Source organism: Corynebacterium sp. MSK122, from assembly GCF_030229435.2.
Taxonomy (GTDB): domain Bacteria; phylum Actinomycetota; class Actinomycetes; order Mycobacteriales; family Mycobacteriaceae; genus Corynebacterium; species Corynebacterium marquesiae.
The window spans coordinates 42,580-55,127 of the sequence record NZ_JASPHV020000015.1 but is presented as its reverse complement, the minus strand read 5'-3'; the positions used below and the strand labels follow the sequence as shown (position 1 = coordinate 55,127).

The 12,548-nt window shown below is 60.0% G+C and carries 10 protein-coding genes; 7 read left to right on the top strand and 3 right to left on the bottom strand.

Annotated elements, in window-relative coordinates; translation table 11 throughout:
* Positions 1-231: 231 nt before the first annotated feature.
* The 4 genes from QP934_RS07845 (at position 232) to QP934_RS07830 (ending at position 3,796) form a co-directional block, all read left to right on the top strand.
* The gene (locus QP934_RS07845) at positions 232-1,380 is read left to right on the top strand and encodes a sensor histidine kinase (protein ID WP_419127240.1); all 1,149 of its coding nucleotides are present in this window, start codon (positions 232-234) and stop codon (positions 1,378-1,380) included.
* Positions 1,373-1,990 (top strand): response regulator, encoded by a 618-nt coding sequence (locus QP934_RS07840; protein WP_049377040.1) that lies wholly within the window; start codon positions 1,373-1,375, stop codon positions 1,988-1,990. The genes QP934_RS07845 and QP934_RS07840 overlap by 8 nt, the downstream gene beginning before the upstream one ends.
* On the top strand, positions 1,990-2,964 hold the full coding sequence (locus QP934_RS07835; protein WP_419127239.1) for an NAD(P)-binding domain-containing protein: 975 nt from the start codon (positions 1,990-1,992) through the stop codon (positions 2,962-2,964). The genes QP934_RS07840 and QP934_RS07835 overlap by 1 nt, the downstream gene beginning before the upstream one ends.
* 82 nt (positions 2,965-3,046) lie before the next feature.
* A complete protein-coding gene (locus tag QP934_RS07830) occupies positions 3,047-3,796 on the top strand; it encodes a DUF364 domain-containing protein (RefSeq protein ID WP_308572335.1) in 750 nt (249 codons plus the stop codon).
* On the opposite strand, the gene QP934_RS07825 is transcribed toward QP934_RS07830, so the two are convergent.
* On the bottom strand, positions 3,793-4,383 hold the full coding sequence (locus QP934_RS07825) for a VanZ family protein (protein WP_340419527.1): 591 nt from the start codon (positions 4,381-4,383) through the stop codon (positions 3,793-3,795). The two genes, QP934_RS07830 and QP934_RS07825, sit on opposite strands and share 4 nt — an antisense overlap.
* A gap of 78 nt (positions 4,384-4,461) precedes the next feature.
* Here QP934_RS07825 and QP934_RS07820 point away from each other — a divergent pair, with 78 nt between their 5' ends.
* Positions 4,462-5,436, top strand: coding sequence for an MDR family oxidoreductase (locus tag QP934_RS07820; RefSeq protein WP_349821868.1), 975 nt, complete (start codon positions 4,462-4,464; stop codon positions 5,434-5,436).
* A gap of 76 nt (positions 5,437-5,512) precedes the next feature.
* Here QP934_RS07820 and QP934_RS07815 read toward each other — a convergent pair whose 3' ends face one another.
* A complete protein-coding gene (locus tag QP934_RS07815; RefSeq protein WP_419127238.1) occupies positions 5,513-5,971 on the bottom strand; it encodes a MarR family winged helix-turn-helix transcriptional regulator in 459 nt (152 codons plus the stop codon).
* A 332-nt stretch (positions 5,972-6,303) separates the two neighbouring features.
* Between QP934_RS07815 and QP934_RS07810 the strand changes: the two genes are divergently transcribed.
* A complete protein-coding gene (locus QP934_RS07810) occupies positions 6,304-6,945 on the top strand; it encodes a hypothetical protein (protein ID WP_340419530.1) in 642 nt (213 codons plus the stop codon).
* On the opposite strand, the gene leuS is transcribed toward QP934_RS07810, so the two are convergent.
* The gene (gene leuS, locus QP934_RS07805; protein ID WP_349819428.1) at positions 6,946-9,792 is read right to left on the bottom strand and encodes a leucine--tRNA ligase; all 2,847 of its coding nucleotides are present in this window, start codon (positions 9,790-9,792) and stop codon (positions 6,946-6,948) included.
* Positions 9,793-9,965: 173 nt separating this feature from the next.
* Between leuS and QP934_RS07800 the strand changes: the two genes are divergently transcribed.
* Positions 9,966-12,539: a hypothetical protein gene (locus tag QP934_RS07800; RefSeq protein WP_419127237.1), complete on the top strand. Its 2,574-nt coding sequence runs from the start codon at positions 9,966-9,968 to the stop codon at positions 12,537-12,539.
* The last annotated feature ends 9 nt before the right edge of the window (positions 12,540-12,548 follow it).

Genomic DNA, 12,548 nt, shown 5'->3' with positions numbered 1-12,548 from the left:
GCGCGACCAGGCTAACTGCCTCGCCTGCCACCACGCGCTCAACAGCAGCATCCTTAACATCCTTCGGAGTCCAACGCGTCACAACTACCTCCCGGTCGAAGTGGCGCATTCACCCCTTGACAGCACGGTTCTATATTCGCTTTATGCAGGTCAGAAGTAATCGGCCAGCTCGCTGAACCTCGAGTCAACCAAGTGGTTGATTCACGGTCCACCCGTACGCGGATATCCTGGGTGGTTGTGTTTAAAGGACAAAAATTATGGGTCTATGGCCTGCACGCCATGTTCGCGTTTCTGCTGGTCTTCGGCGTAGTGCGCGCCTATGTGGATGAGCGGCTCGACGCCCGGGTGATCGGCTTAGCCATCGCCCTCGCCGTGGTCTATGCCGCAGAGCGTTGGCTGCCCACATGGTTATGGCTGGGTGGGCTATGCCTGTTGTGGCTGGGTCTGATGGTGCATGCGCAGGATTTCATGTGGCTGGAATTCCCGCTCGTTTTTGTCTTTCTGCGTGCCCTGCCCACCGTGCCTGGGTTAGTCTCCATCGCCGTGCTGTGGGCAGCGGCCGCCTTTATTCCCGCCTGGCTGCACCCCGAGGGCTGGTCCATCGCTGCGGCCGTGGGACCACTTATCGGTACCGCCTTTGCAGCCACGGTCTTTTTCATCCAGCGGCGTCTGCAGGCAGAGGCGGCGCACCACAGGGACATAGCCAAGCAGCTGCGCGAAACCCAAGCCGAACTGGCCGCCAGCGAGCACCAAGCCGGCCGGCTAGAGGAGCGTGAGCGCCTCTCTCGCGAGATCCATGACACCGTCGCGCAAGGCCTCAGCTCCATCTTGTTGCTCTCCCGCGCGGCCCGCGGCGCCGACGATCCAGCGACCAAAGAGGAGCAACTGGCGGTTATTGAAGACGTCGCGAGCGAAAACCTGGCTGAGGCCCGCCGCTTTGTCCGCGAACTAGCCGGCCCGGATGAGCGACTGGAAACCCAACTTAGTTCCCTGCTGTCCCAGATGCGCAGCCGCGTGAAGGCTTTGGGGGAAGAAACCACCTTCGAACTGGTGGTATCTGGAAGTGGCAAGGTGCCCGGCCGGATCAAAGAGGTCATCATACGTGCTGCGCAGGAAGGGCTCAATAACGTCATCAAACATGCCCACGCCTCGCGCGCCGTGGTCACGCTTGGTCTCTTTGAGGATGCGGTGACTTTAGACGTCGTTGATAATGGATGCGGACTATCCGCCTCCCCTCGCCCCAGCGGCAGGGACCATGGTTTTGGACTCAGCGGCCTCCGCGGCCGCGTGGAAGCTGTGGGCGGCACCATGAACCTGGAATCCGGCGAAGGCACCGCCCTGGCCGTCCGTATCCCGCTGAAGGAGAAAAGCAATGGTTAATGTCATGCTGATTGATGATCACCCCGTGGTCCGCGCCGGCCTGCGTGCCATCCTCAATACCTTCTCCGATGTCGAGGTTGTCATGGAAGGCTCTACCGGCGCGGATGTGGATAAGCTCTTTACTGACGACGCCCCACAGGTAGACGCCGTGGTCTGCGATATCCAGATGCCTGGCATGGATGGCATCGCGGCCACCAAGCGGGTAGTCGAGGCCGGCGGCCCACCGGTACTCATCCTCACCACCTATGACACGCAGGCCGATATCCTTGCCGCCGTAGAGGCCGGCGCAATGGGCTATCTGCTTAAAGATTCCCCCGAGCAGGCGCTGCACGAGGCCGTACTCAATACCGCCGCGCACCGCCGCACCTTGGCACCGGAGGTAGTAGACCTCCTAGCCCAGCGCGTGGGCCGGCCGCACGAATCGCTGTCCGCCCGCGAGCTAGAAATCCTCCGGGCGTTGTCTACCGGTTCCTCCAATAAGGAGCTGGCCAAGCAACTCTTCATCTCTGAGGCCACGGTCAAAACCCACCTCATCCATATCTTTCAGAAATTGGGTGTGGAAACTCGCACCGCCGCGGTGACCGTGGCGCGGGAGAGGAAGCTCATCTAATGCTGGACTGCATAGTCATCGGCGCTGGCCAGGCAGGCCTTGCGGTGGGTTATTACCTGCGCAAGAAAGGCCTGGATTTTGTCATTCTAGACGCTGAGCCCGGCCCCGGCGCGGCCTGGCGCCATACCTGGCCCTCGCTCACGCTCTTTAGCAATTCTGCCTCCTCCAACCTGCCGGGATGGCCTATGCCCCACCATGAAGGCTTCCCGCCAGCTAGCCACGTTATTGATTACTTTGCGGCTTATGAGAAGCGCTATGAACTGCCCATTCGCCGGCCGGTCACAGTGGATGAGGTAACCCATGACGGCGCGTGCTTCCACGTCTTTGCCGGTACAGAGCATCTGACAGCACGCACGGTCGTGGCGGCCACGGGCACCTGGTCCGCTCCCTTTATCCCCTACTACCCCGGTACTTTTGACGGGAGGCAATGGCATTCCGCCTTCTATCCAGGCCCCGCGGACTTCGCCGGATCTACCGTGGCGGTCGTCGGCGCGGCCAATTCCGGTGCCCAAATCGCGGCCGATCTCCTGCTCTCCGGTGTGGAAACCACCTGGTATACCCGCAACTCCCCGCGGTGGATGCCCAACGACGTTGACGGCCGAGTGCTCTTTCAGCGCAATCGCGCCCGTCTCAACGCCATGCTCCGCGGCGAACCAGACCCCGGCGCAGATACCAATTTGGGCGATATCGTAATGGTCCCACCGGTCCTACGCGCACGGGATTCCGGACTCTTGCAGGCCACCCCCATGTTTTCTTCGCTTGCTGAAGTCACCGCAGACCACCTCATCTGGTGCACCGGTTTCCGGGCCGCCCTCCGGCCCATCCGCGGGCTCCTTGATGGCACCTCCCCCACCGTCGACGGCCTCTTCCTCGTGGGCTATGGCACCTGGACCGGTCCGGGCTCCGCAACCATTACAGGCGTCAGCCCCTTTGCCAAGCAGACCGCGCACGATGTAGCGAATATATGTGACTAAAGCTATAGGTTTGTCCCAACTAATTCGACTACACTGCCTTCACACAAAGAGTCCGACACAATTTGGGAAAGCTGGTTTATGCATGTCTGCCTGGGATCTCTACGATGACCTCATCGATGCCATTCCCCGTGACATAGCGGTCTCCCGCGCCGCCCAAGGACCGCGGTGGACCCGGGTATACACCGAAAGTCCTAGCTGCGGCATGGCCATGACCATGTCTGCCACCTCTCGCCCGGCCCAGATGCGCGCCGAGTACTCTGGGGTTCCTCTTCGCGCCATCGCCCAGCTGGCCAAGAGCTGGAATTTCTCGGAGGCGTCCTTCGGCATGGCCGCGCTAAATTCCTACTACGCCACGCCTTCTGTAGCCGATGAGCATGGTTTTACGCTTGCCGACTCCCCCTGGCCCCACTTCTTTGATCCCTTCCGCAACGCCGTCGCGGGGAAGAAGGTCGCGGTCATTGGCCACTTCCCTTTTGCACCCAAGGCACTCAACCAGGCTGCGGATTTTTATATGTTGGAGCGCTCGCTCAATGAGGGCGACTATCCAGATTCCGCCGCCGAATACATCCTGCCCGAGTGCGATTATGTCTTTATTACCGGCTCTGCCTTTGTCAATAAAACCGCTCCCCGCCTGCTCGAGCTCTCCCGCGAGTCCTTCAATGTCGTCCTAGGCCCATCAACTCCCCTAGCCCCTGTACTGCTTGAACACTACGGCGTATCGCAAGTCACCGGCATGGTTCCGTCCAACCCCGCGGGGATGTTTGAGGGCCTAGAGAAGGGTGATTCCCTCGATATGTTCAACTTCGGACACCGAGTCACCCTAGGGCGCTAAACAATCACCCCGGCCAAGATTACGGCAGCGAGAGCACCCAGGCCCGCCGCCGCAGTCCAGCCGATGAAGCGCACAGCTCGCAGCTGTACCTGAAAACTGCTGCGGCTTACCAGGAACGCACCCAAGGATGCGCCGAGGGTATTGAAGACCAAGTCGTCTACGTCGCTAAATCCCAGCGAGAATACGTATTGGGTAATTTCGATACCTAGGCTGAGCGCCATTGCCAGAAGGATGGTTCCACCGCGGCCAAAGCGGATGCGCCGCGAATTGTGCCCCATTACTACCAAGCACGCACCGAGCGGCATAAACAGCGCTATATTGCCAAAAGTATTGGTCCACGGACCCCACCACGGATGAGGGTTATTAAAGCCGTTGAACATTTGCAGATCGAGGCTGCGGCGTGCGTGCGCAGACGCATCAACCACACCGGGGATATCTATGAAGGGCTTGCCCACCGTAGCTACTGCAATAGCCACCATGACAACCACGCAGGCTACGGCTGCACTGCGCCACAGCGTGCGCTTAGCAGGCATTCCTCGCGCACCAATCTGGCGCGAGGTGCGGGTAGGCATCGTGGTCATCGTCATGTCGTTCAAGTTAACAAGCGAGCCTGAAAAATCCCCGTGAGATTCGCTGTTAAATCTCTGCATCACATATAACGTACGATGGTGAGCATGAGCACGCTACTAGTAACCCGCAACGAAGATAAGTCCGTTACGACCTCCTTCGAAGAGGGAGAATTCCTCGCCGAAGGCGACCTTACCGTTGATGTTTCTTATTCTTCCCTGAACTACAAGGACGCCATGGCTATCGCAGGTGACCGCGGCGTCATGCGCACCAGCCCGCTGGTTCCGGGCATCGACGTGGTCGGCACGGTTTCTGAATCCAGCGTCGAGCGCCTTCCAGTTGGCACCTTGGTAGCTTCCTTCGGTGATGGCCTAGGCGAGTTCCGCCACGGCGGCTACACCCCGAAGCAGCGCGTCAACTCCCAAGCAACCGTCGCCCTGCCCGCGGACTTCACCGCAGAGCAGGCGGCCGCCGTTGGCACTGCGGGCTACACTGCCGCCCTGTGCGTTAACTCTCTGCGCGGGCTACCCGATGGTCCAGTTTTGGTCACCGGCGCCACCGGTGGCGTAGGCTCCATCGCCGTGAATCTGCTGTCCAATGCCGGTTACGAGGTTCACGCAATGACCGGCCGCCCGGAGGACTATTCTCAGTACCTTCACGAGCTCGGTGCCCATACCATCGTGGACCGCGCCGAATTTGCTGAGGCCGGAAAACCCTTGCAGAAGGCAACGTATGCCGGTGCGGTCGATACCTCCGGCTCCCACGTCCTGGCCAATGTATTGTCCCGCACTGTGTGGGGCGGCACCGTCGCCTCCACCGGTATGGCCGCCGGCCCGGACCTGCCCACCACCGTCTTGCCGTTCATTCTGCGCAACGTGCACCTCGCCGGCGTTAACTCTGTCGACGCCCCGCTCCACTACCGCCAGAACGCTTGGCAGCTCCTCGCACGCAAGCTGGACCGGTCCATCCTTGAGTCACTGACCAATACGATTCCGTTGTCGGACGTTGTCGAGGAATCCAAGTCCCTCCTCGAGGGCACCCACCACGGACGCACCGTTCTTAAGATTTCCTAGGTCCCGCCTAGCCAATCTCTAAGGCGCCCGCCGTTATAGCGGGTGCCTTTTTACATGCACTGGTCGGCGCGGACAGCTAGCTTTCCGACGTCCCCTCTTTAGCTACCGCGCGTAGCAACGTGCGGGAAATCCTGCCCAAGGTTTGTAGGTCTTCGTCACTAAGGGTGCCCACCACGATCTCTTCCACTGTGGCAGTATGTCGCACGATCGCTGCGTTGAAAGCAGCACTTCCGCTTTCCGTCACAGTGACTTTAACTGCACGGGTTCCTAACTCCGGTGCCTCACGCCTGGAAACCAATTTTCGGGACTCCATGCGCACTAACTGCCGATGCAACCGCGACTTCTCCCACCGAAGCTCCGCCGCCAATTCATGCGGGCGCGTAGAAATCTGGCGCCGACGATTCAGCACGGCCAACACCGCGTAATCTGCCTCGCTCAATCTAGAGCCACTCTGCAGCTCCCCAGAAAGACGTGCGTGGAGCGCTTCTTGCATGGCAACAAAGTCACCCCACGCCGCACTCTGCTCCACGCGCATCGCATTCCTCCTTTGGTTCTCCTTCTATCAACAGTCTATACTGCAGAGTTGATCTAACAACTCATTGGCTTACCAAGAGTTGATACACCAACTCCCACTACTGCACAGAGATGTGGGTCTACGAGAACCACAATTTTACAAACCCATACCTTTGCTACCAAAAGCACTTTAATGTTCCTTTTGAATACCTATCTGCTGAAACGCACTATTGTTTGAGCAGATATATTTTTGCCTTAAAAGGAAATAGTGAAGCAAATACTCGCGGCAAAGATGCGAGTGCGAACGCAATGACCGCTCCGGCAGAGAAGACCGCAGCGTTTAGAATGGCAAGCATGGATAAGCTATTTAGCACGTGCGGTTTCGACTTCGCGGATATGGAAGAACTCATTGCGGAGCTACCTAACGATCACGACATGTGGGAGGCGCCCGGATTTGATCGAGTGCTATTCCACGCCGACCCGTCTGGTATGGCGGTTACAGGTATGGAGTACGAAGGGGAGTGGGCCGCAGTTCCTTCCTACCGGGGTGGGGAAGAGGCACCGGGCACGATATATCGCGCAACGCCCTATATCGGCATTGTGGAAACTGGTGATCTACAGTTCGCGGCGCTGGCGGATGCGCCCTTCGCCCTGCCGGCAGGCAACCCAATCGGAGGAGAAAAGCTCCAGGGACAGGTGCGGCCGGCGGTTGTGGCTTTGAATTACCAGGTAGGGAAGCCGGAAGAGTTTTCCTTGACTTCGCCCGCTACCGAGCGCTTCTACCGGAACTTCAAGCCCAGCATGCTTAACCCGCAGGTAGAGGTAGCGGGGACTATCGGGGGCGTCGCCAAGCACAGCAATGAGCTGGGCATGGGGGAGTTTTGGGTATGCGACCTCGACGGCCTCCCGCTCATCGTGAACGAGAAGCTGGAGGTCGGCCAGGGGATCCGGGCGCACGGCATTGCGCTGTGCGCCACGGAATTTTGGGACGAGTAACTACTTGACCACGAGGTTGACCATGCGGCCCGGAACGTAGATCTTCTTCACCACGTTCTTTCCGCTGGTCAGCTCAGCAATCTTCGCGTCGGCGAGGGCAACCTCGAAGACCGCATCCTGGTCAGCATCAGCAGCTACGTTGATGCGGGCCTTTACCTTGCCATTGATCTGAACCGGCACCTCGATTTCATCGTCTACCAGGTACTTTTCCTCAAAAGTGGGGAAGGGCTGATAGGTGATGGTCTCGTCATGGCCGAAGCGCTGCCACAGTTCCTCCGCGATATGCGGGGCAATGGGGGAGACCAACTGTGCGATCGGCTCCACGGCGGCCCGCGGAGCCTCGGTGCGGTAGGTCTTGGTCAGATAGTTGACGTACTCGATGAGCTTGGCCACCACGGTATTGAGCCGCAGGTTCTCGTAATCATCGCGCACGCCTGCGATGGTGCGGTGGAGCTGCTTGAGGTCATCCTCGCTCAAGGCGGCGTCGGTAGTGGCCAGCTCGCCGGTGTCCTCGTTGACGGCTAGGCGCCACAGGCGCTGCAGGAAGCGCTGGGAGCCTACGACGTCCTTGGTAGCCCACGGGCGAGACGTATCCAGTGGACCCATGGACATCTCGTAAACGCGCAGGGTATCGGCACCGAAGTCGCGGCAAATATCGTCCGGAGCCACGGCATTCTTGAGGGACTTGCCCATCTTGCCATACTCCTGATTGACCTCTTCGCCGTTGTAGTAGAACTTGCCGTCCTTTTCCTCTACTTCAGCGGCTGGAACGTACACGCCGCGGGAATCCGTGTAGGCATAGGCCTGGATATAGCCCTGGTTGTACAGGCGGCGGTAAGGCTCTTGGGAACTAACAAAGCCCAGGTCAAAGAGCACCTTATGCCAGAAGCGGGAGTAAAGCAGGTGCAGCACAGCGTGCTCGACGCCGCCGACATAGAGGTCCACGCCGCCCGGATCCTGCGGGCCATGCTGCTCCGGACGCGGGCCAGTCCAGTAGCGCTCGTTCTCGATATCGCAGAATGCCTCATCATTGCGGGGATCGATATAGCGCAGCTGGTACCAAGAAGAACCCGCCCACTGCGGCATAACATTGGTATCGCGGAAGTAGGTCTGTGGACCGTCGCCCAGATCCAGCTCGACCTCGACCCAGTCGCGCACCTTTGCCAGCGGTGGTTGTGGTTCGGAGTCCTTGTCTTCTGGATCAAAGGAAACGGGCTTATAATCTTCTACCTCTGGCAGCTCTACCGGCAGCATGGATTCCGGCAGGGCGTGGGCGAAGCCATCCTTGTCGTAGACGATGGGGAAGGGCTCGCCCCAGTAACGCTGGCGGGCGAAGAGCCAATCGCGCAGTTTGTACTGCACCTTTTCGCGGCCGGAGCCGTCCTTTTCCAGCCACTCGATGGCCGCGGCAATGGCCTCAGCCTTGTTCAGGCCGTTGAGGTCCAGGCCCTTGTCGTTGGAGGAATTAACCAGCGCGCCGTCCTCGGTCCAGGCTTCTTCCTCCACGTTTCCGCCAGAGACAACCTCCGTAATTGGTAGGCCGAAAGCCTGGGCAAACTCGTAGTCACGGGTGTCGTGCGCCGGAACTGCCATGATGGCGCCAGTGCCGTAGCCGGTCAGCACATAGTCCGCGATGAAGATCGGGACCTTCTTGCCAGAGACCGGGTTGGTGGCATAAGTACCCAGGAATACGCCGGTCTTTTCCTTGTTCTCCTGGCGCTCCAGATCGGACTTGGCGGCAATATCGGTGCGGTAGGACTCCACGGCCTCCTTCGGATCATCGTGGCCATAGGTCCAACGCTCATCCACGTCATCGTCATAAGGGATGGGGGAGAGGAGGGCGTCGACAAGCTCATGCTCTGGGGCCAGGACCACGTACTCGGCGCCGAAGAGGGTATCCGGGCGGGTGGTAAAGACCTCGATCTCGTAGCCCTCAGCAGGGAAGGAGACCTCTGCGCCGCGGGAACGGCCGATCCAATTGCGCTGCATGGACTTGACCTTGTCCGGCCAATCCAAAAGCTCCAGATCATCCAGCAAGCGATCGGAGTAGGCGGTAATGCGCATCATCCACTGCGAGAGGTTTTTACGGAAGACCGGGAAATTTCCGCGCTCGGACTTACCCTCAGCGGTGACCTCCTCGTTTGCCAGCACAGTACCCAAGCCTGGGCACCAGTTCACAGTGGAATTAGACAGGTAGACCAAGCGGAATTCATCGATAGCCGCGGCCTTTTCCTCTTCGGTAAGGTCCTCGTAGTAGCGGCCGTCCTTGGTGGTGCGCTTATTGGCCTCTAGTTCCTTGATGAGCTCTGCAATCGGGCGCGCCTTCTGCTGCTCTTCATCGAACCAAGAGTTATAAATCTGCAGGAAGATCCACTGCGTCCACTTGAAGAACTCCGGATCGGTCGATTCTACCGAGCGGCGCGGATCGTGACCCAAGCCCAACATACCCAGCTGGCGGCGCATGTTTTCAATATTCGCCTCGGTAGTGGTGCGCGGGTGGGTACCGGTCTGAATGGCGTACTGCTCGGCCGGCAGGCCGAAGGCATCGTAGCCCAAGGTGTGCAGCACGTTCTTGCCCAGCATTCGGTTATAGCGGGCGTAAGTATCGGTGGCGATATATCCCAGTGGGTGTCCCACGTGCAGGCCCGCACCGGAAGGGTAGGGGAACATATCCTGCACATTGAGCTTTTCCTTAGGCAACTCGCCCGCATCGGTGGCGAGCTCGCCGACCGGGTTCGGGGCATTAAAGGTGCCATTGTCTTTCCAGTACTGCTGCCAGGTCTTCTCGATCTGGTTCGCCAGCTCCGGGGTATAGCGGTACGAAGTGGAATCGCTCTGGGTAGTCATAATCACACAGTGTAATAGCCGCATCCTGGCGCGGGGTAGTTCGCTACGCTTTCCGCGTTCTGCAGGGCACGCACATGCAAAATCCCCGCCGTATTCTTCCCCGGTTTTCGCGTCATTTCCGCCGCTCGCAGCCAAAATGCAGATCTGCATGAAAATGATCTAGGCTGGGGTAAATGAGCCAGGAGAAGTTTCGCAGCCAGCTATCATCTTTTGCAGACGCAGCGGTTTTTCAGGGGATCCCGCACCTGCGCCTCTCCCCAGCTACCCACACTCTGGAGCTGTACCTACCGGCCGTAACCGCAGGTTATGAGCCAGAAGATCCCCAGTGGACCGTGACCGCACAACTGCTCAATGGCAGCGAGGACACCCGCAAGTTCTACTATGTGGAGGGCGAGGATCCTGGCTTGTGGATCAGCATGCCGCGTGCCTTTAGCCACCTCAGCATCTCCTTTGAGGAGCACACTGTGGAATTCGCCGGCGTGGCCAATGGCGGCCTGCTGTTGGATTCCACCCATCGCCCAATCGATACCACCACCGCGGTGGCCAAGGGCTCTTATACCTTCATCGCCCCCGCTGGCACGGAACTCCCCAAGGCCAAGGTCGGCGAGACCCGTCCCCACGGTGCATGGGAGGGCTGGACTATCACCCCGGTAGAGGTCAGCCAGTCTTTCACCGTGGAGGTCCCGCGCCAAGAATTCACAACCATCAAGGTCTCCGGCAGCCCTGATTTTGCTTGGGACATGGCCGTAAAGACGCTACCCAATGCCCATGGCCTAGATGGCGAACTGGTCTATACCCAGTCCCCGCGGGTCATCGCCAATACGGATCTCAGCATGGAACTGACCTATGTCCCCATTGGTGGGGAAGAGGAGGTCGTACTGGAGGATGAACTACCGGAGGGCATCCACGAGGTGCTCCCCGCAGACGCCTTCGAGGATCCCTGGGTAGGCCGCTACCGCTTCACCCTGTACAAGGACGAGGAACTGGTGGATATCCAGTACCTCAACTTTGCGGAGTCGCTGCACATGCGTGCCAAGAACGAGGGCCCGCGCGGGACCAACTTCCGCTTTATCGACGCCCTGGGCAACCTTTCGCCGTTTAGCTATGCCTTGGCTTCTGCGCCGGGCAAGGCTATCCAGATGGAAAAGGGCCAGCGCGTCTTTGGCGAAGACGAAAGTGTGCGCGAGGAGACCGTCGGCAGTGAAGCCGGCTATGAGCTGACCTTCCAGGTGGAGCCGGCGACGATTCGCACCCGCGTCAAACGTACCGCGGCCGAGCCCGTGGATTACCTGGATAAGCAGGTCATCCTGGCGGACCAGCTCGATGCCGATGCACTTTTTACCATCCACTCACCGGAGCCACTGCCGCTGGCAAAGTTCGTGGTTATTGATAAAAACCAGAAGATTAGGGACCTTGTCACCGCCAATGGCTCTACGGAGGCCGCCACCAGCCTGTCCGTGCCTAACCGCGCGCTGAAGTCGGCGCTGACGAAAAAGACCTCGCTGGAGCTCTACCTCCTGTGGTCCACGTTGTCCTATGAGGAATACCTCGAAGGACTGCCGGAAAAGGAGCGCGCAGCGCACCAAAAGCGCAGCTTTGAGCGTCGCGTCATGGAATATGAGGCCACCGCGGCCAGCGACCTCATTTATGCCGCCATCGCCACCGTGCGCAAGGCACCGTTGGTCGCCCGCGCAACCATTGAGGACGGCATCCTCGTCCCCGAGCAGACGCATGAGGAGGAGGTAGAGCTGCTGGCTTGGGCGTGGCCGCTGGGCAATCCTGCGGGCGAGCCGCAACCGCTGGAACCCACGGAGGAAGGCTTTGCGCTGCCCGAGGAGCTGCTGAACGCCGGCCACCTCATCGTGGACTTCCGCGAGGATGAGCCGGCCAGCGACTTGGCCGCACCGCAGTACCCGCCGGCTAGCGCCCTCATCATCTTCCAGGACGGCGAAACCGAAAACACCGAGGGTATGTGGCCCACTTACGCGGCTATGCGCCGCCTAGCCCCCAAGGCCAAGGAAACCTTCGAGGGAATCGTCAAAGAGATTGAGGCGGATCCGCGCGCCAGCATGGATGCCCTTATGGCCGCAGACTTTGAGCCGGGGCAGCGCATGCGCGCCTTTGTCCGCACCGGCTTGGTCTCCCGCACCTTCCGCCGCGAGGAGCCGGCCGCCGAGCCTTCCTCACTCTTGGCCGCGCTTGCCGACGCCGCCCATGACTACGTCGAAGCCCACGGCTCCGCCTCCCTCGCGCGCGTACCGTCCACCGGCGTCGACGATGTCACCCGCCCCATGCTGCTGATGAGCGCCACGGGCGAGGCTCCCACGCCGTCGACGGAAAGTGATCAACTCTGCGATGACGCCCACCGCATCGCCGCACTGCGCGAGTGCTTTGCCAATGACCTTGCGCTCACCCGCCTGGGCACCATTTCTAACCTGCGTAGCACCGCAATGCAGCTGCGGGTGACGCTGCAACAGCTGGGCGTCGATAAGTCCGTCCTGCATACCCTACTCGCGCTGGACGCCTTTGGCGATGGCAATTCGGAGCTCGGCGATTCCGCCTGGATGCCGTTTATTTCCTATGTTCTTGCCATCACGGCGCGCGGCGTGGCCAATGGCAAGCTGGCGGACCCTGCTTTCGCCGCCACGCTTGACGACGCCCTCCCACAGCTCGCCGAGGCCGTCTCCCTCGCCCCGCAGCTGTTCTACCGCGATATTCTCACCGCGGAGGCGCTCACGCTCAGCTAGGGTGGCAGG

Bases quoted from the DNA above. Each gene is read 5' to 3' on its own strand.
- QP934_RS07840 (WP_049377040.1), top strand. From the start codon at position 1,373: ATGGTTAATGTCATGCTGATTGATGATCACCCCGTGGTCCGCGCCGGC.
- QP934_RS07835 (WP_419127239.1), top strand. From the start codon at position 1,990: ATGCTGGACTGCATAGTCATCGGCGCTGGCCAGGCAGGCCTTGCGGTG.
- QP934_RS07830 (WP_308572335.1), top strand. From the start codon at position 3,047: ATGTCTGCCTGGGATCTCTACGATGACCTCATCGATGCCATTCCCCGT.
- QP934_RS07825 (WP_340419527.1), bottom strand. From the start codon at position 4,383: ATGACGATGACCACGATGCCTACCCGCACCTCGCGCCAGATTGGTGCG.
- QP934_RS07820 (WP_349821868.1), top strand. From the start codon at position 4,462: ATGGTGAGCATGAGCACGCTACTAGTAACCCGCAACGAAGATAAGTCC.
- QP934_RS07815 (WP_419127238.1), bottom strand. From the start codon at position 5,971: ATGCGCGTGGAGCAGAGTGCGGCGTGGGGTGACTTTGTTGCCATGCAA.
- QP934_RS07810 (WP_340419530.1), top strand. From the start codon at position 6,304: ATGGATAAGCTATTTAGCACGTGCGGTTTCGACTTCGCGGATATGGAA.
- leuS (WP_349819428.1), bottom strand. From the start codon at position 9,792: ATGACTACCCAGAGCGATTCCACTTCGTACCGCTATACCCCGGAGCTG.
- QP934_RS07800 (WP_419127237.1), top strand. From the start codon at position 9,966: ATGAGCCAGGAGAAGTTTCGCAGCCAGCTATCATCTTTTGCAGACGCA.